Below are 18295 nucleotides of genomic sequence, written 5' to 3'. Positions count from 1 at the left end.
GTCCTCGAATATCCATCTGATCGATACCGGCGTATCGTCAACCACGGTCTTTGGTCGGACAGACGATGACCCTGCGCCAGCATCGTGCCATTATCGGGGCGTGTCACAGTGCAACGCCTACCGCTCCAAACGCCCAATACAAGACCTACCCGATGATCGATTCCGCACAAGCCAATCCGTCGGCGTCAACGGCCATGGAGGACCACGCCGCTTTCAACCATGCCGAGACCGATGAGCGTGCCGAGCGCACGCGGCTGCTCTATCAGGCCTCACGGCTTGCGCTGCTGCTGATGATGATCACCAGCCTGGTGTTTCCCGCTGTGCTCTGGACGGAAGGGCCGAAGCTGCAATTGGCGATCTGGTCGGGTGTGACCTTTGCGCTCGCTCTCCTGAGGCTGCAGCAGACACGCCGCTTTGCCAAAGCCAGCGCGGAGGAGCAGCAGCACCCTCGCTGGTACCGGAGCTTTCTGCTAGCCAGTGTCGCCAGTGCAGTGACGCTGGACTACGCCATCATCGAGCTGGCGCTCGACGGGCCGTTTTTACAGCAGACGATACTGCTCGGCTCGCTTGCCTCGGTGTACTTTGCCGGGTGCGTGGCCTGCGGCGTGTCGCTCCGAGCGTTCGGCGCGTTTGCCATCCCAGGGCTGCTTCCCGCAGCGGTCGTGCTGCTGGGCAGCGGTGAGCCCCAACTGCAGGGATGGGGTGTGCTGGCGGCGATCGTGTTGCTCACGCTGAGCATGATCGCCTGGCAAATGAACCGAGTGGTAACGGCCAGCCTGGCCCAGCGTCTGCACAATCAGTTGCTGATCCGGCGGCTGGAAAGCATGCGTGGTGAAGCCCTTGAACTGAACGGCGAACTGGGTCGGGAAATCGAGCAGCGCCGCCACGCCGAGGGCCGGCTGCGAGAGGCTTTCGATGGGCTCGAACGGCGCGTGATCGAGCGCACTGCGGCGCTGCGTGAGAGCGAGGCGCGCTTGAGTCTGGCGCTGGAAGCCAGTGAGCTGGGCATGTGGGATTGGGACATGGCCAACGATGAGGTCCATCACTCGCGGATGGATGTCATTTTCGGGGTTGGCCAGAGCGATCGACTGCGGCTGGCTGACCAGCAGCGTCCTGAAGTGCATCCCGAAGACGTCGCGCGCGTACGCCAGGACATGATTGATCATCTGAAGGGCAGGACTGACAGCTACTCCGTGCAATACCGAGCCATGCTTAAGGACGGTAGCTCTGTATGGATCGAGGATCGCGGACGCGTGACCGAACGTGATGCCAACGGCCGGGCCTTGCGCATGATCGGTACCCGGCGGGACATCAGCGAGAGCCGCCGTCAGGCCGAGCAGTTGCGGTTGGCCGCGACTGTGTTCGAGGCGTCGGGCGAGGGCATGGCGATCATGGACCCCGAGTTCCATCTGCTGGCGGTCAACCAGGCCTGCTGCGAGCTGTCCGGCTTCAGCCGAGAAGAGCTGATCGGCAAAAGCGTCGCCCTGCTGGCCAGCTCCGAGGACAGTCGCCAGCAATATGCGGCGATTCGCGAAAGCCTGGCGCAGCACGGCAGCTGGCAAGGCGAGCTGATCGAAACCCGCAAAAACGGCGAGGTCTACCCGCAATGGGCGCAGATGCGCGTGGTGCACGATCGGCAAGGCAACGTTTGCAACGTGGTCGCATTTGTTTCCGATCTCAGCGTCAGGCGCCAGGTCGAGGAACGTCTGCGCTACCTGACCCACTTCGACGAGCTGACCGGGCTGGCCAATCGCAGCTTGCTCAAGGAACGGCTGCACAGCGCCTGCGAGCGCAGCCGCTGCAGCAATCGCGGGCTCGCGGTCTTCTATATCGATCTGGACCGTTTCAAGACGCTTAACGAAAGCCTTGGGCACGAGGCGGCTGATCAGTTGCTGCGTGAGGTCTCGCGCCGCCTATCTCATACATTCTCAGACGCCGATACCATTGCCCGTTTGTCCGGTGATGAGTTCGTGGTGGTGGTCGAAGGGCACGGCAGCCTCGCCAGCCTGGCGCACAGCGGTAGCCGTCTGCTGTCGCGCATCAGCAAACCCATTCAGATCGATGATCAGGAGCTGGTCATCAGCGCGTCCATCGGTGTCAGCCTGATGCCGGACAACTCGCGTGAGGCGGCCTCGCTGCTGTTGCAGGCGAACATGGCCACACAGCATGCCAAGCATCTGGGCGGCAATACCCTGCAGTTCTTCACCGAGCGTTTGCAGGTGTCGAGCCTGGAAAATCTCAAACTGGAAAACCAGCTGCGCCGCGCCGTCGAGGAAGGCCAGCTGGAAGTCTTCTACCAACCACGATTGAGCGTGACGGAAGACAGCCTGGATGCGGCTGAAGCGCTGGTGCGCTGGCGGCATCCACAGAACGGCCTCATTGCGCCGGGCTCTTTCATTCCGCTGGCGGAGGAAACCGGGCTGATCATTGCCCTCGGGGAGTTCGTCCTGCGCGAGGCCTGTCGGCAGGCGCGGCAGTGGCAACTCGATGGACTGGCGGCAATTCGGGTCTCGGTGAACCTGTCGGTCAAGCAATTGCGTCAGGGCAACTTCGTCAGCCTGGTGCGCCAGGTGCTGGAGGAGACCGGGCTGCCAGCCGACCGGCTCGAACTGGAACTGACCGAAAGCCAGCTGCTCGATGACATCGACAATGCCATCACCATCAGTCGCCAACTGCGCTCATTGGGCGTGAAGCTGGCCATCGACGACTTCGGTACCGGCTATTCCTCACTCAGTTACCTCAAGCGCTTCCCGGTGGACTACGTGAAGATCGACCGTTCATTCATTTGCGAGCTGGATCAGGTCGGCGAGGATTCGGCCATCGTTCGAGCCATCATCGCCATGGTCCATAGCCTGGAGCTGAAGGTTGTCGCCGAGGGCGTCGAAACCCAGGCCCAGGCGGACTTCCTCAAGGCGCACGGCTGCGACGAGATGCAGGGCTACCTGATCAGCCGGCCGGTGCCGGCGGGCGAGTTCGTCAAGCTTCTGATGTGAGAGGCCGGCCGGTCGTAGCGGCGAACAGCGCGCTGCTTCATCGGGCGCCGGGTGTTCTGAGCGCGGCTTCGCTGAAAAGCTCGCGGTCAAGACCGCTCCCACAGGTTCGGTGCCGTGCATAGCCTCAGGTGCCCCCGTCCCCTTGGGAAAGCCACGCTCGCAAATGCGTGTCAGCACCAACCCCCGTGGGAGCGGTCTCGACCGCGAAAGCAGCGGTACCAAGTTCTCCCGTGGGAGCAGTCTTGACCGCGAATGGCTCGGCTGCGTCGTTAACGCACAGCGCTGCAGGGGGGCGTCGATTCGACCCGGTTCGCTTCTAACCCGAGCGATCACTTACAGGGACAGAGCCCCCGAACACCTGCAGGTCCGTTCGGGGTGGGCTTCAGCCCACGGCGCTAAAGCCCACCATGGCTGTCACGAGGACGCCACCGGGTCCATCTGCTGCGCCACCCACTGAGCGTCACCTGTTAGCCGCGTGTGGTGCTGCCGCCGTCCAGTTCGCGCATCAGCAGGGCATGTTGCAGGTCGATGCTTTCCGGGACGGGCACGTAGAGCACGTGACCATCGCCAGGTGCCACTTCGGTGCGCTCTCCGCGTTTGTTTTCCAGGGCGTCCAGGCGGAAGCTCAGGTTGCCTTGCGGCGTCATCAACTCCAGGCGGTCGCCGACAGCGAAGCGATTTTTGACGATCACTTCGGCCAGGCCGTTGCGCCTTTCGCCGGTCAGTTCGCCGACGAACTGCTGGCGGTCCGACAGTGAGAAGCCGCGCTCGTAGTTCTGGTATTCGTCGTGCACGTGACGACGCAGGAAGCCTTCGGTATAGCCGCGGTGTGCGAGCGACTCCAGCGTGTCCATCAGTGATTTGTCGAACGGTCTGCCGGCGGCTGCGTCGTCGATGGCCTTACGGTAGACCTGCGCGGTGCGCGCCACGTAGTAGTGGGATTTGGTCCGGCCCTCGATCTTCAGCGAATGCACGCCCATCTGCACCAGGCGCTCGACGTGCTGCACGGCGCGCAGGTCCTTGGAGTTCATGATGTAGGTGCCGTGCTCGTCCTCGAAGGCGGACATGAATTCGCCCGGACGGCTGCTGTCTTCGAGCAAAAACACCTCATCGGTCGGTGCGCCGGCCCCGAGCGTCGGTTCGGATCGGTCGGGCTCGGCCGGTTGCACGGCGATGGGCTCGTACTTGTGCACGATGTCGCCGACTTCGTTTTCTTTCGCCTCGTGGGTCTTGTACTCCCAGCGACAGGCGTTGGTGCAGGAACCCTGATTGGGGTCGCGCTTGTTGATGTAGCCCGACAGCAAGCAGCGTCCGGAATAGGCCATGCACAGCGCGCCGTGAACGAAAACTTCCAGCTCCATGCCCGGCACTTTTTCGCGGATTTCACCGATCTCTTCCAAGGACAGCTCGCGGGAGAGAATCGCCCGGGTCAGCCCCTGCTGACGCCAGAACTCGACGCTGGCCCAGTTCACCGCGTTAGCCTGCACCGAGAGGTGAATGGTCATCTCCGGAAAGTGCTGGCGCACCAGCATGATCAGCCCTGGATCGGACATGATCAGCGCATCCGGGCCCATCGCGACCACCGGCTCCAGATCCTTGATAAAGGTGCGCAGTTTGGCGTTGTGCGGCGCGATGTTGACCACCACGTAGAACTGCTTGCCCTGGGCATGCGCCTCGTCGATGCCCAGACGCAGGTTGGCGTGGTCGAACTCGTTGTTGCGCACGCGCAGGCTGTAACGTGGCTGCCCGGCATAGACCGCGTCGGCGCCGTAGGCGAAGGCATAACGCATGGATTTGAGGGTGCCGGCGGGCGACAGCAATTCGGTGCGTGGCTGGGTCATGGTGCGGTGGCTCTGTATACCGACAAAAGTGTGCGGATTCTACCGAGTTGCCTGGCGCTTTTCGCCGCGCCAGATCAAGTGCATCGCGAACTCCTGCGGCCGACCCAAGTCACTCTTAGACGAGGCTTGAGTCGAGTGCACCGAGCTCCGACGCAGGCCAACCCGTACTCACCCGGAGGCCATCGTGAGCGCCAACTTCGTCGACGCCAGAGGCAGCCTGACCGCGACGCTCTTGCTCGGTATCGGTCTGATGGCCGCGGTCGATGAAATCGTCTTTCATCAGATTCTCGCCTGGCACCACTTTTTCGACCGTTCGACTCCTGCCATCTCGCTCCTGTCCGATGGCCTGTTGCACTCGGCTGAGCTGCTGATGCTGGCGGCCGGGTTTTACCTGTTCGTTCGGCTGAGTCGTCATCAAGCGGTGTCGCGCTGGCACGCCTGGGCGGGGCTGTTGCTCGGAGCGGGAGGCTTCCAGCTGTTTGACGGCGTTGTCGATCACAAGGTGCTGCGTTTGCACCAGGTGCGCTACGTCGACAATCTCTGGCTCTACGACCTGGCGTGGAATGGCTTCGGCGTATTGCTGCTGGCGGTGGGTTTCTTTGTCTGGCGTAGGGCAGGTGTCGGGCGGCGACCGCGCGGGGTGAGCGGTCTGTGAGTCATGACGCTCATCTGTTGACGCTCGCCGGGACCTTCATGCTGGTGCTGGTGACCCAAGGGCTGTGGTTTGCCTATGTGCTGGGGGTCCGTGCACAGCGCAGGCGTCGCAAGGTTTGGCATTGCTGGCGGTTGGTCAGTTTCAGCCTTGGCTGCGGGCTGTTGGTGCTGGCCTTCTCGCCGCCTGTGGTCGAGTGGGGACATTCAGATCTGCGTGGGCACATGGCTCAGCACCTGTTGCTGGGTATGTTCGCCCCCATCGCGCTGATGCTCGGGGCGCCGGGCACTCTGTTGCTGCGCAGCGTGCCGGTAACCACTGCACGCCGCATCACCGATTTCGCGGCGACCATGCCGGTGCGTTGCCTGAGCCATCCCGCCACTGCGTTGTTTCTGGACATTGGCGCGCTCTATGTGCTCTATCTCACACCGCTGTTCCAGTTGAGCTTCAGCGAACCGGTGCTGCACATCTGGCTACACCTGCATTTTGTCCTTGCTGGCTATCTGTTCAGCTGGTCCATTGCCGGACCGGACCCCGCGCCCCATCGGCCGGGAATGCGGATGCGGCTGGGGGTGCTGTTCGCCGCTATCGCCGCTCACGCGGTGCTCGGCAAGTTGATGTATGCCTACGGATTTCCCCGAGACGCCGGCCTTGAACTGGCCGAGATCGAAGCGGCGGCGCAACTGATGTACTACGGCGGCGACCTGGCCGAGCTGATCCTGGCGCTGGTGTTCTTCGCCGGCTGGTATCGGCGCCGCAAGCTGTCCGAATCGGCCAGCGAATGGCAGACGGCAGACCGCCGGAGCTAGCGCGAGCCAGATCCGGCGGTCGGTGTTGCGATGGCGCGAAGTCGTTATGCCGCGGCGATTACATCGCCGTGGTTCTCCGGCTCGATCAGCGCGCGGTGTAGCGCGGCGACGGCGTCGTCGTAGTCTTCCTCGTTGACGACGCACTGCATTTCCACCTGACGGATCGACTGGTGCACTGCCTGAATGCTGATCCCAGCACCGGCCAGCGCGGCCACGGTCTTGGCAAGGATGCCCTTGACCTTGAGGTCCGAGCCGATCGCCGAGACGATGGAGACGTTATGCACCGTGACCTCGGCGGCCGGATATTTTTCCTCGATCAGCCGGGCGGCGCGGTTGATCAGCTTGCGCGAGCCCGAAGCCGCGTAATAAGTGATGCTGTTGGCATCGGAGTCCTTGTTCACGACGTACAGGCGCAGTTGCTTGAGCAACTTGCTGATCTCGATGTCGTAGGCGACGTCTCCGAGCATGTCCTGATCGAACACCTCGATACCGAAGACGTCCTTGCGCCCGGCAATGATCTCGACGCAGGGCCGCTCACTCTTGTAGTCCTGGCTGATGAGAGTGCCGGCGTGTTCGGGTTCGAACGCGTTCTTGATGCGCAACTCGATGCCGGCGCGACGCAGCGTCTTGGCTGCACGCGGGTGGATCGCCTCCATGCCCAGGTTCGACAGCTGGTCGGCCACGTCGTAGTTGGTACGACCGATGGTGACCACCTTGTCGGCGCCGACCAGGTTCGGGTCGGCACTGGAAAGATGAAATTCCTTGTGAATGATCGCTTCGCGGGCGCCGGTGGCAGCAGCAATCTGGGCGAAGGTGATCTCGCTGTAGCCGCGGTCGAAGGTGTTCATCAGGCCTTCGCTGCAATGCGTGTAGCCGGTCGCGACGACCAGTTCGCGGGATAGGTCCACCTCTTCGAAGCTGTGGCGCACCATCTCGTCGAAGGGCAGCGGCGCGTCGCGGTGCCAGCCGGTGAGGTCGACCATTTTCGCGTTGATGCCGCGGTGCTTGAGCGCCAGCACCGAATTAAAGGCTGAGTGCGCTTCGCCGAGCGAGGCGAGCATCTCGCGCACCTTCATCAGGTGTTCGTCGAGCTGAAAGTGGCCGTAGGCGCAGAGGCGTTGCAGGCTGCTCATGCATTCGCGGGCATCGTCGATGCGCGAGTTGATGAACTGGTTGGCCGCACGCTGCTCGAACTCGCCGAACAGCTCAGCATTCTTGTCGAGCATGCGCGAACGCACGGTTTCCAGCGCGTCGAGCCAGGCGCCCTCGCTGCGGGCATCGGCGAAGCGCTGGTAGACGCCCGGTTCTCCGGTCTTCTTGTGTTCCAGCAGCAAATTGGTCATGCCGCTGTAGGCCGATACGACGAAGACGCGCTGATAGAGCTCGTCGCCTGTGCGATGGCCAATAAAGATGTTGTTGAGCAGTTCGTCGAAGCGGCTCATGGATGTGCCGCCGATCTTTTCTACGGTATGCATCGATTCATCGTCCCGTCTTGGGGGTGAATTTTCATCCCTGGGCCGCCTCTCGGCCGCCAACAAAGATCAGGCCCGGTATGCGGGCCTGATGGATACGTCAGAGATACTGTTGTGGCTTGATCTGCAGAGGCTTGAAATTCTCGCGCTCGCCGACAAAGGCCGGGCGTGGCGAGAGGCCGCAGAATGGGGCCTGCGCGGCATTATCTACATGGTTGTAGACATAGAACAGATTGCTGCGCGCGCTGGGGGTGATGTTGCTGTTGGAGCCGTGCATGGTGTTGCAGTCGAAAAACACCACGCTACCTGCCGGGCCGGTGGCCGTGTCAATGCCGTAGCGGTCCGCCAGGCGGGTCAGGCTGTCATGGTCGGGTACGCCGAACTCCTGCTTGCGCAGCGATTTCTCGTAATGGTTCTCCGGCGTCGCGCCGACGCAGCGGATGTAGTGCTTGTGCGACCCCGGCACCAGCATCAGCGGGCCGTTGTGCGGCTCGTTGTCGGTGAGGAGGATCGAGCAGCTCAGAGTTCGCATGCGTGGCAGCCCATCTTCGACGTGCCAGGTTTCGAAATCCGAGTGCCAGTAGAACTCTTTGCCGGTAAAGCCGGGTTTGAAGTTCATCCGCGACTGGTGCACATAAATGTCACCGCCGAGTATGAAGCTGGCGATAGCAGCAATGCGCTCGTCACAGGCGACACGGGAAAACAGCGGATTGTCGGCATGGATAGCGAACACCGAGCGGATCGCGCCGCTATCGGGTTCCTTGATGGTCTTGCCGGACTCGGAGACGGCCGGGTCCTGGCGCATGCGATCGAGTTCTTCGCGGAACACCGCGACTTCCTCGGCGCTGAACAGATTGGGGATGACCAGATAACCATCACGCTCGAAGCGTTCGATCTGTTCTGGTGCAATAGGGGCGTTGGCCAGGTCATTGCGGTAGACGACCGGATCCAGACGCTCTTGCCAGCTGGGTTCGTCGTGCTGGCGCGAAGGGTACAGGTCGGCTTGCACGGGGTTCACTTCACAGTCTCCTTTCGGTTCCTTGGCGGGTTTCACCCACCCTGCGGTCACTCGCAGGATGGGCACAACCATCGATAGCGGGTGATGCCGCGCATCACCATGCTCTTAAACGGTTTCGGCCTCCAGCGGGTAGACACCGCTCTCGTCATGAACTTCCTTGCCGTTGAGCGGCGGATTGAAGACGCAGGCCATTTTCATGTCCTCGGTGCCGCCACGGAGCAAGTGCTCGTCGTGCTTGTCGAGGATGTACAGCGTGCCGGCCTCGATCTTGTAGATCTTGCCGTCGGCGATGGTCTCGATTTCACCGTTACCGCTCATGCAATACACCGACTCCAGATGGTTCTGGTAGTGGATGTGCGTCTCGGTGTTGGCGTAGATGGTGGTTACGTGAAACGAGAAGCCCATCTTGTCGTCCTTGAGCAGCATCCGGGTGCTGTCCCAGGTATCGGTCTTGATCTTGCGGTTGGACTGCTCGCATTCGGCCAGGGTACGTACGATCATTTTGCTAAGTCCTCAAGAAGCTGCTTGGTTGGAGTCCTGGTCGGACATCACGGCAGCGAAGGCCTTGTCCAGGATGCTCATGGCCTTGTCGATCTGCTCTTCGCTGATGATCAGCGGGCAGAGGCACTTGACCACTTCGCTATGCGCGCCGCTGGTTTCAACGACCAGGCCGTTCTCGAAGGCGTGACGGCAGATGGCGGCAGCGGTGTCGCCGTCCGGGCAGCTGATGCCGATCATCATTCCGCGACCTTTGACGAACAGAGAGTCCGGGCCATAGCGGCGGACAATCTTGTGCATGCCATCGGCGATGCGCTTGCCCTTGGCCTTGACGCTGTTGGCGAACTCTTCGTCCTTCCAGAAGTGTTCGATGGCGGCAGCAGCGGTGACAAACGCGTGGTTGTTACCGCGAAAGGTGCCGTTGTGCTCGCCCGGCTTCCACTGGTCCAGCTCCTTGCGCAGCAGCACCATGGCGAACGGCAGGCCGTAGCCCGACAGCGACTTGGACAAGGTGATCATGTCCGGCTTGATGCCCATTTCTTCGAAGCTGAAGAAGGTGCCAGTCCGGCCGCAACCGGCCTGGATGTCATCAATGATCAGCAGCATTTCGTGCTTGCGGCACAGCTTCTCGAGCTTGCGCACCCACTCGGCCGAGGCGGCGTTCAGACCGCCTTCGCCCTGGACCACTTCGACGATCACGGCAGCGGGCTTGTCGACACCGCTGGATGGGTCGGTCAGCAGCTTGTCCATCATCGCGATGGTGTTGACCTTGTCGCCGAAGTAGTTGGCGTAAGGCATGCGGCTGACGTCGGTCAGCGGAACGCCTGCGGCGCCACGGTGGTGCTTGTTACCGGTCGCAGCGAGCGCGCCGATGCTGCAGCCATGGAAGCCGTTGGTGAAGCTGATGATGTTGTTGCGGCCAGTCACCTTGCGCGCCAGCTTCAGCGCGGCTTCCACCGCGTTGGTGCCGGTCGGACCGGTGAACTGCATGACGTAGTCCATGTTGCGCGGCTTGAGGATCAGCCGATCGAAGGTGGAGAGGAAGTTCTCCTTCGCTTCGGAGTACATGTCCAGGCCATGGGTGAGGCCGTCGGCTTCGATGTAGTCGAGCAGCGCCTGCTTGAGCACCGGATGGTTGTGGCCGTAGTTCAGCGTACCGGCACCGGCGAGAAAGTCGATGTAGGACTTGCCTTCGCGGGTGATGAGTTCAGCGCCACGGGCCTGCTTGAAGACCACGGGAAAGGAGCGGCAGTAGCTGCGAACGCCAGATTCGTGCAGTTCGAAAGTTTTCATGCGTTTTCCTCTAGTTCTTCTTCTGAATGGGGTGCGGCGAACGGGCCGGCGCGGTAGAGCACTTCGTCTTCGTGCTTGCCGGCGAAATGTTCGGCGCGGGAGAACAGGGTTCGGGTGCTGTAGTCCACGCCAAGTTTGGCGAAGGCCTTTTTGAACAGCGCCTGAGATGCCCCGTTGTCCGGCGAGATGGTTGTTTCCAGGTGGCTGACGCCTTGCTCTCTGGCGACTCGAGCGATCAATGCCATCAGCATGCGCAGCGCCAGACCCTGGCCGCGCATCGAAGCGTCGACCGCGACTTGCCAGACGAACAAGGTGTCCGGGCGAGCAGGAGGGCAGTAACCGGAAATGAAACCTACCAATTGGTCATCCGCATCTGTGGCGGCAATGGAGGTGTCGGCGAAGTCGGAGCATTGCAGAAGGTTGCAGTACGCCGAATTGATATCCAGGGGTTGGCAGCGCGCTACCAGCTCATGGAGGGGATAACCGTCGCCGTCGGTTGGGCGACGGAGCGTTACGGTAGGAACACTCAAAACAAGACCTTTGGGGTTGCTGATTGAAATCCTTTATTAGAATAAACACATCAAAAAATTAATCTCAACCCAAGTCGCCGATCATGGGCATTGAATCGGCGCTGATATCTCCGAAGTTCGCCGTTTATCGCGAAAGTTGAACTTGCTCGCCAAGCGCCAGGATCGGGTCTGATCTGATGCCTATATACAGTGGTATATCAGCGTCGGATCGGCGCACGTTGCTGGGCGGGCTCTGCTAGATGATCAAGGCGCGGCAAAAGCGCAGATCAGTACGCTTAGCCAACAGAGCGGAGCCCTTTCAGAATGGGGCTTTGCGAGGGTTGCGCCAATGCCGGTACGGTTGTGGATAACGTCCGCATTTGCCTGGCCGAAACTTGCCGGAGTTGTTGATGGATTAAGCCCTGAATCAGCAGGCCAGAACTGGCAAGTTCAGTCGCCGATATCTTGGCTGGATATCGGCGATCCGCTTCGCGGAGATGGCGACTTCGTCGCATTTGGTTAAATTTATTGGTCAGCCCAATTACCGACGATGCTGGAAAGTTCAGCTGCTAGTTGCGAGCTGCTCGCTGTGTTAGTTACAGCTGCTCGCGCAGAGCAGCTCTATTTCGGGCCGTACAACGCGTAATCGGCGCCCGCGGCGGACGCTCTCGGCTGGCTCAACGCCACCACTGGCGACCCTGGTGCTCGATCAGCTGGTGCGCCTGCTCAGGGCCGTCGGTTCCAGCCGGATAGGGTCTGGGTTTGCGGTAATGGCTCTGCCAGCCACAGAGGATTGGGTCAACCCAGTTCCACGCCGCTTCCACTTCATCGCGGCGCATGAACAGTGTCGAGTCGCCTTCGATCACGTCCAGCAACAGCCGCTCGTAGGCCTCCCAGCGACGCGTGCTGCTGAATGCGTGCGCCAGGTTCAGATCGAGCTCGACGGGCTCCAGCTGCATGCCTTTGCCCGGTGCCTTGGCCATGAGCTGCAGGCTGATGCTCTCTTCGGGCTGCAGGCGGATCACCAGGCGGTTGACCTCGCCCTTGGTGAATAGCATGTGCGGCACCTGTTTGAAGGTGATGATGATCTCCGAACGCTTCTTCGCCATGCGCTTGCCGGTGCGCAGATAGAAGGGCACACCGGCCCAGCGCCAGTTATTGATCTCGGCTTTCACGGCGACGAAGGTTTCGGTGTCGCTGTCGTTATCGACGTCCTTTTCGAAGTAGTAGGCCTGCACGTCATGGCCACCGATCTGCCCGGCGACGTACTGCCCACGCACGGTCTTGTCCTGCACGTCGTTGCCGGTGATCGGTTTGAGCGCTTCGAGGATCTTGACCTTCTCGCCGCGTATCGATTTGGCGTCGAAGCGCACTGGGGCTTCCATCGCCACCAGGCAGAGCAGTTGCAGCAGGTGATTCTGCAGCATGTCGCGCATCGCCCCGGCATGGTCGTAATAGCTGCCGCGCTCCTCGACGCCGAGGGTTTCGGCCACGGTGATCTGCACATGGTCGATATGACCGCTGCGCCAGATCGGCTCGAACAGTGCGTTGGCGAAGCGCAACGCCATGAGGTTCTGCACGGTTTCCTTGCCGAGGTAGTGGTCGATCCGGTAGATGCGTGATTCCGGGAAGACGTTACCGATGGCCGCGTTGATTTCCAGCGCCGATTCCAATGAATGGCCGATGGGCTTTTCCAGCACGATGCGGGCGTCTTCCCCCGCAAGGCCGGCGCTTTCAAGGTTCGACGCTATGGGCTCGAACAGGTTGGGTGCGGTTGCCAGGTAATGCACGCGCACGCGGCCTTCGGCCTGGCCGAGGTGATGCGCGAGGCGGATGTATTCACCGCGCTGGGTGGCGTCCATTGGGAAGTAGTCGAGGCGTTGGCTGAACGCATTCCAAATCTCGGTCTCGAAGTCCGTGCGTGCAATCTGTGCTCGGAGATGACGCTCGGCCAGTACCAGGTAGGCGTTGCGGTCGATGTCCTGACGGGCGATTGCCAGGATGCGAACGTCAGCATGCAGCCGCTGCTCGCGGTGCAGGTAATACAGCGCAGGGATGAGTTTGTGTAGTGCCAGGTCGCCGGTACCGCCGAATACCAGCATGTCGCAGGAAATGGACACAGCGTCACTCCTAGAAGGTGGACAGATGTCGATTGACGTGCCGCTTAGAACTGCCAGCGTCGGCAATGCCGCGTTAAAAACGGTCTCGGAGAGCCCATTTGCCGGAACCTGAACTCCGCTTTTCCGTTTTTTCCGCCTTGTTTTGCCTGCCCCGTCTGCGTTTTAAACGGCACCCAGGTGGGCGATACAGCGAAGCTTGTAGTATAACTACAAGCCCACTACAACCCAGCCGGCATGACGGGTGCGAGCGCACCCGCAGCGTTCGACCATTCTTGCCGGGTTTTGATCAAAGTGAGTCGCCTACGTGAACCTGCTGCAACACATCGCTCAATCGAGAAGTTCGTTACGCAAGTCGGAACTCAAGGTGGCCGACCATGTGCTCCTCGACCCGGCTGCCGTGATGCACAGTTCGATGGCCGATCTGGCCCATACAGTGGGTGTCAGCGAGCCAACCATCGTGCGCTTCTGCCGCGCCATCGGCTGCCTCGGGTTTCAGGACCTCAAGCTGAAACTGGCGCAAAGCCTCGCCGCGGGCGCCAGTTTCGGTCAGTTCGCTATCAGCGAGAACGATTCGGTCACCGATTTTGCGCTGAAGATCTTCGACACGACCCTGCACACGCTGATTGAAGTGCGTGAAAAGCTCGATTCCGACGCGCTGGAGCGCGCGGTGGCCGCCATGGCCAAGGCCGAGCGTGTCGAGTTCTATGGTTTTGGCGCCTCGGGTGCGGTCGCCACCGACGCCCAGCACAAGTTCTTCCGGCTGCTGCTCAGCGCGGCGGCCTATTCCGATCCGCACATGCAGGCGATGTCGGCGGTCACGCTGAAACCCACCGATGTGGCGATCTGCATTTCCCAGTCGGGACGTTCCAAGGACCTGCTGATCACTGCCAATGTGGTGCGCGAGTCCGGCGCCACACTGATCACCCTCTGTCCGAGCCAGACGCCGCTGGCGGAGCTGGCGACGATCAACCTGGCCATCGACGTGCAGGAAGATACCGAGATCTACACGCCGCTAACCTCGCGGATCGCCCACCTGGTGGTCATCGATGTGCTGGCGATGGGCGTCGCCATGGCGCGTGGCCCGAGCCTGGTCAATCACCTGAAGAGCGTCAAGCGCAGCTTGCGCAGCCTGCGCCTGTCGCCCAAGTCGGTGAAGCCGCACGAGGAATGAGGCGGCCTTTGAGCGACGTTCATCGCCCCGTCATCTGTTCGTCCTGATAGCGTCACCTGAGGCTTCGATGCTGGGCTCTCCCGACACCCGTTCCGGAGACCACGCATGTCCCAGCACCGTGAAGCCTACGTCAACCTCGATGCCCGTGCCCGCCGCAAGCAACAGGACGAGCGCCGCATGCACTTCCGCCGCGCCATCGAAAGCTATGACGAGCAGCGCCAGCTGCACGCGCAACTGATGGAGTTCCCCGATCTGTTGATGGTCAGCCCACTGCTGGAGCGTCAGGCGGAGCACCGGCAAAACGTGTAGCCAACGCGCTGATCTGAGCGCGCTCCTCACGGATGAAGGCAAAGAACGCCTGAGCGACCGGGCTCAGACGTTTGGTTCTGGGATGCACCACGCACCAGCTGCGGTACAGCGGCAGTTCCTGAACCGGCAGCTCTCGCAGCAGGCCGTGAGCCAGTTCCAGGTGAACCGCATGGCGTGGCATTAGCGCCACGCCCAACCCGGCCACCACGGCCTCGCGCAGCGCATCCAGCGACGCCACCTGTATCGTCTGAGCGAAATGCGCGCGCTTTTGCCGTAGATAGTCTTCGCCCGCTTTGCGTGTGCCTGATCCGGGTTCACGTATAACCAGTGGGTAGGCGGTCAGGTCCTGCAGGGTCAGGTCAGTTGCCTGGCTCAGCGGATGGTCCATTGGCGCAACCGCCACGATGGGATTGTTCAGAAAAGGCATGAACTCCAGGTCCATGTCGGTCGGCACCTGCGACATGATCAGCAGGTCGTCGCGGCTGGTCGACAGGCGCTTGACCACCTGGGCGTGATTGACCACGACCAGTTCCAGGCTGACTTCCGGATGCTGGCGTTTGAACGCGGCGAACAGATGCGGCGTGATGTACTTGGCGCTCGATTCTACGGCGAGGGTCAGTTGCCCCTGAAGCGAGCCCTGCAGATCGGACAGCTGCATGTCCAGGCTGTCCAGGCGGCCAAAAATATCGGCGCTGGCGCGCTGCAGGGCTTCGGCAGCGACAGTGAGGTAGAGTTTTTTTCCCAGGTACTCGAATAACGGTTGGCCAATCAGCTCCTCAAGCTGGCGGATCTGCAGGCTCACGGCTGGCTGGGTCAGCGCCATTTCTTCCGCCGCACGGCTGTAGGAGCGGCTATCACAGACCGCCCTGAATACCTGCAACTGGCGCAGGGTGATCCGCATCATGCTTTTTCGCATCGGCTTGCTGCTCTCGTCTGTTTCCTGCCGCCGCCATCGTTAGCGGCAAGCACCTCATCGGCGGGTTCCTGGTTCGGCAGCTGTCGCCTCACGTCGTGACGTCGCACCGTGCTGATTGCGCTCCCAGCATGCAAGCATTACACGATGAATCGGCAATGTATAAGCAGTCGAACCCCTGGCGACCGAGAGCCCCGCCATCGCGGTCGGACTTCGGCTAAATCAGCGTCGCGCATCATCATCGCTTAATACCTGACTAAATTGCTCTGGTAATGTACAGTAGCGTCAAAACCATAATTACAAACCCGGCGGATCATGGCTGGAACGATGATCGCTGCTGCTTGCCGCTTGCCGCAGATACAGGCGAGACGACATCGTCAGCGACCGCAGCCTGGTAGCCGGGCTTTACCGTAGAAACCTGAGAGAGAACGGAGCGTCCATCATGGCCAACGCAGGTAAACAGGTCGACGAGCTGATCAGAAGCGAATACGAGCATGGCTTCGTCACGGAAATCGAAGCCGATACGTTCGAGCCCGGTTTGAGCGAAGAGGTGATTCGCCGTCTGTCGGCGATCAAACGCGAACCGGAGTTCATGCTGGAGTGGCGACTGGACGCCTACCGTCGATGGCTGAAAATGGACGAGCCGGATTGGGCCCATGTCGAGTTTGAACGGGTCGACCCTCACTCGATCTCCTATTATTCGGCGCCCAAATCCCAGAAGGATGGGCCGAAGAGTCTGGATGAAGTCGATCCGGAGTTGCTGCGCACCTACGAGCGACTGGGCATTCCGTTGCACGAGCGCGCCGCGCTGGCCGGTGTGCGGGATGTCGCCGTGGATGCCGTGTTCGATTCGGTTTCCGTCGGTACCACCTTCAAGAAGCGCCTGGCCGAGGCCGGGGTGATTTTCTGCCCCATCTCCGAGGCGGTGCATGCGCACCCCGAGCTGATCAAGAAGTACCTCGGCAGCGTCGTTCCCCAAGGCGACAACTACTACGCGGCGCTCAACTCCGCCGTGTTCAGCGATGGCTCATTTGTCTACATCCCCAAGGGCGTGCGCTGCCCGATGGAGCTGTCCACCTACTTCAGGATCAACGCGGCCAACACCGGCCAGTTCGAGCGGACGCTGATCATCGCCGACGAAGGCGCCTATGTCAGTTACCTCGAAGGCTGCACCGCGCCCATGCGCGACGAGAACCAGCTGCATGCTGCGGTGGTCGAGCTGGTGGCGCTGGACGATGCCCAGATCAAGTACTCCACGGTACAGAACTGGTATCCCGGCGATGCTGAGGGTCGGGGTGGCATCTATAACTTCGTGACCAAGCGCGGCGCGTGCCGCGGCAAGAATTCCCGTATTTCCTGGACCCAGGTGGAAACCGGCTCGGCGATTACCTGGAAGTACCCCAGCTGCGTCCTGCAGGGCGACAACAGCGTCGGAGAGTTCTATTCGGTCGCGCTGACCAACAACCGCCAGCAGGCCGATACCGGCACCAAGATGATCCATCTGGGCAAGAACACCCGCAGCACGATCATCTCCAAGGGCATTTCCGCCGGGCGCAGCAACAACAGCTATCGCGGTCTCGTACGGTTCGGGCCTGGCGCCCAGGGTGCGCGCAACTTTACCCAGTGCGATTCGCTGCTGATCGGTGACCGATGCGGGGCGCATACCTTCCCTTACATCGAAAGCCGAAACCAGAGCGCCATCGTCGAACACGAGGCCACCACATCGAAGGTCAGCGACGAGCAGATGTTCCTCTGCCGCCAGCGTGGCATCGAGCCGGAACAGGCCGTTTCGATGATCGTCAACGGGTTCTGCAAGGAAGTCTTCAAGGAGCTGCCGATGGAGTTCGCCGTGGAAGCCGGCAAGCTGCTCGAAGTGAGCCTCGAAGGCTCGGTCGGCTAGCACCTATTGGTCAAAAGAGAGGTTAGAACCTAATGCTGAGTATCAAGAATCTGCACGCCAGCGTCGATGGAACGCCGATCCTCAAGGGCATCGATCTGGAGATCGGTGCCGGTGAAGTGCACGCGATCATGGGCCCGAACGGCTCCGGTAAAAGCACCCTGGCGCAAGTGCTGGCCGGGCACGAGGCGTTCGAGGTGACCGCTGGCGAAGTCACCATGGATGGCAAGAACCTGCTCGAGCAGAAAATCGAAGAGCGCGCCCGCGACGGTCTGTTCCTGGCGTTCCAATACCCGGTCGAGATTCCCGGTGTCAGCAACATCCAGTTCCTGCGCACGGCAGTCAATGCGATGCGCAAGCACCGCGGGCAGCCGGAGCTCGACGCCGTGGGCTTGATGAAGCTGGCCAAGCAGGTCGCCGGTGAGGTCGATCTGGACCTTTCGTTTCTCAAGCGCGGCGTCAACGAAGGTTTCTCCGGGGGCGAGAAGAAGCGCAACGAGATCATGCAGATGATGCTGCTCGAGCCGCGCCTGGCGATTCTCGACGAGACCGACTCGGGCCTGGATATCGATGCGCTGAAGACGGTTTCCGATGGGGTCAACGCCAACCGCTCGCCGGATCGCTCCTTTCTCGTCGTGACCCACTATCAGCGCCTGCTGTCCTACATCGTTCCGGATTACGTGCACGTGCTTGCCGGTGGGCGGATCATCCGCTCCGGCGGGCGGGAGCTGGCGCTGGAGCTGGAAGAAAAAGGCTACGGCTGGCTGGGCATCAACGACGCAGTAGCGCGCTAAGGAGGC

General features: G+C 61.4%; 15 protein-coding genes. 7 read left to right on the top strand and 8 right to left on the bottom strand.

Going from position 1 to position 18295, the window contains the following annotated elements:
- Positions 1–152 precede the first annotated feature (152 nt).
- Positions 153–2993 carry a putative bifunctional diguanylate cyclase/phosphodiesterase gene (locus PSTU_RS0108085; protein WP_019340539.1) on the top strand — a complete coding sequence of 947 codons (2841 nt, stop codon included), beginning with the start codon at positions 153–155 and terminating at the stop codon, positions 2991–2993.
- 467 nt (positions 2994–3460) lie between these two features.
- Here PSTU_RS0108085 and yegQ read toward each other — a convergent pair whose 3' ends face one another.
- A complete protein-coding gene (gene yegQ, locus PSTU_RS0108080) occupies positions 3461–4834 on the bottom strand; it encodes a tRNA 5-hydroxyuridine modification protein YegQ (protein WP_019340538.1) in 1374 nt (457 codons plus the stop codon).
- A 184-nt stretch (positions 4835–5018) separates the two neighbouring features.
- On the opposite strand from yegQ, the gene PSTU_RS0108075 reads away from it, so the two are divergent.
- Together PSTU_RS0108075 and PSTU_RS0108070 are read left to right on the top strand one after the other, a co-directional pair.
- Entirely contained in the window at positions 5019–5489 is a 471-nt protein-coding gene (locus PSTU_RS0108075; protein WP_019340537.1) for a DUF2243 domain-containing protein, read from the top strand.
- On the top strand, positions 5486–6295 hold the full coding sequence (locus PSTU_RS0108070) for a cytochrome c oxidase assembly protein (RefSeq protein WP_019340536.1): 810 nt from the start codon (positions 5486–5488) through the stop codon (positions 6293–6295). Before PSTU_RS0108075 ends, PSTU_RS0108070 begins: the two co-directional genes overlap by 4 nt.
- 44 nt (positions 6296–6339) lie before the next feature.
- Here PSTU_RS0108070 and PSTU_RS0108065 read toward each other — a convergent pair whose 3' ends face one another.
- From PSTU_RS0108065 to zwf, 6 genes are all read right to left on the bottom strand, one after another.
- Positions 6340–7770: an aspartate kinase gene (locus PSTU_RS0108065; RefSeq protein WP_019340535.1), complete on the bottom strand. Its 1431-nt coding sequence runs from the start codon at positions 7768–7770 to the stop codon at positions 6340–6342.
- A 97-nt stretch (positions 7771–7867) separates the two neighbouring features.
- On the bottom strand, positions 7868–8776 hold the full coding sequence (thpD, locus tag PSTU_RS0108060; RefSeq protein WP_029404675.1) for an ectoine hydroxylase: 909 nt from the start codon (positions 8774–8776) through the stop codon (positions 7868–7870).
- Positions 8777–8890: 114 nt separating this feature from the next.
- The gene (locus tag PSTU_RS0108055) at positions 8891–9286 is read right to left on the bottom strand and encodes an ectoine synthase (protein ID WP_019340533.1); all 396 of its coding nucleotides are present in this window, start codon (positions 9284–9286) and stop codon (positions 8891–8893) included.
- 12 nt (positions 9287–9298) lie between these two features.
- Complete coding sequence (gene ectB / locus PSTU_RS0108050) at positions 9299–10576, bottom strand: diaminobutyrate--2-oxoglutarate transaminase (protein ID WP_019340532.1); 1278 nt, start codon at positions 10574–10576, stop codon at positions 9299–9301.
- On the bottom strand, positions 10573–11106 hold the full coding sequence (gene ectA, locus PSTU_RS0108045) for a diaminobutyrate acetyltransferase (RefSeq protein ID WP_019340531.1): 534 nt from the start codon (positions 11104–11106) through the stop codon (positions 10573–10575). Before ectA ends, ectB begins: the two co-directional genes overlap by 4 nt.
- Before the next feature lie 656 nt (positions 11107–11762).
- Positions 11763–13205 (bottom strand): glucose-6-phosphate dehydrogenase, encoded by a 1443-nt coding sequence (gene zwf / locus PSTU_RS0108040; RefSeq protein ID WP_019340530.1) that lies wholly within the window; start codon positions 13203–13205, stop codon positions 11763–11765.
- Positions 13206–13509: 304 nt separating this feature from the next.
- Between zwf and hexR the strand changes: the two genes are divergently transcribed.
- Together hexR and PSTU_RS0108030 are read left to right on the top strand one after the other, a co-directional pair.
- Positions 13510–14376 (top strand): transcriptional regulator HexR, encoded by an 867-nt coding sequence (gene hexR, locus PSTU_RS0108035; RefSeq protein ID WP_019340529.1) that lies wholly within the window; start codon positions 13510–13512, stop codon positions 14374–14376.
- Positions 14377–14481: 105 nt separating this feature from the next.
- A complete protein-coding gene (locus PSTU_RS0108030) occupies positions 14482–14685 on the top strand; it encodes a PA3496 family putative envelope integrity protein (protein WP_019340528.1) in 204 nt (67 codons plus the stop codon).
- Here PSTU_RS0108030 and PSTU_RS0108025 read toward each other — a convergent pair.
- On the bottom strand, positions 14639–15601 hold the full coding sequence (locus PSTU_RS0108025; protein WP_019340527.1) for a LysR family transcriptional regulator: 963 nt from the start codon (positions 15599–15601) through the stop codon (positions 14639–14641). The two genes, PSTU_RS0108030 and PSTU_RS0108025, sit on opposite strands and share 47 nt — an antisense overlap.
- Positions 15602–16040: 439 nt before the next feature.
- Here PSTU_RS0108025 and sufB point away from each other — a divergent pair, with 439 nt between their 5' ends.
- Both sufB and sufC read left to right on the top strand, forming a co-directional pair.
- Entirely contained in the window at positions 16041–17498 is a 1458-nt protein-coding gene (gene sufB / locus PSTU_RS0108020) for a Fe-S cluster assembly protein SufB (RefSeq protein ID WP_019340526.1), read from the top strand.
- 32 nt (positions 17499–17530) lie between these two features.
- A complete protein-coding gene (gene sufC, locus PSTU_RS0108015) occupies positions 17531–18289 on the top strand; it encodes a Fe-S cluster assembly ATPase SufC (RefSeq protein ID WP_019340525.1) in 759 nt (252 codons plus the stop codon).
- Positions 18290–18295: the final 6 nt, after the last annotated feature.

Source organism: Stutzerimonas stutzeri SDM-LAC (genome assembly GCF_000235745.1).
Classification (GTDB): Bacteria; Pseudomonadota; Gammaproteobacteria; order Pseudomonadales; family Pseudomonadaceae; genus Stutzerimonas; species Stutzerimonas stutzeri_H.
Note: the sequence above shows the minus strand (reverse complement) of the source record. Positions and strands in the feature narration are given on the sequence as shown.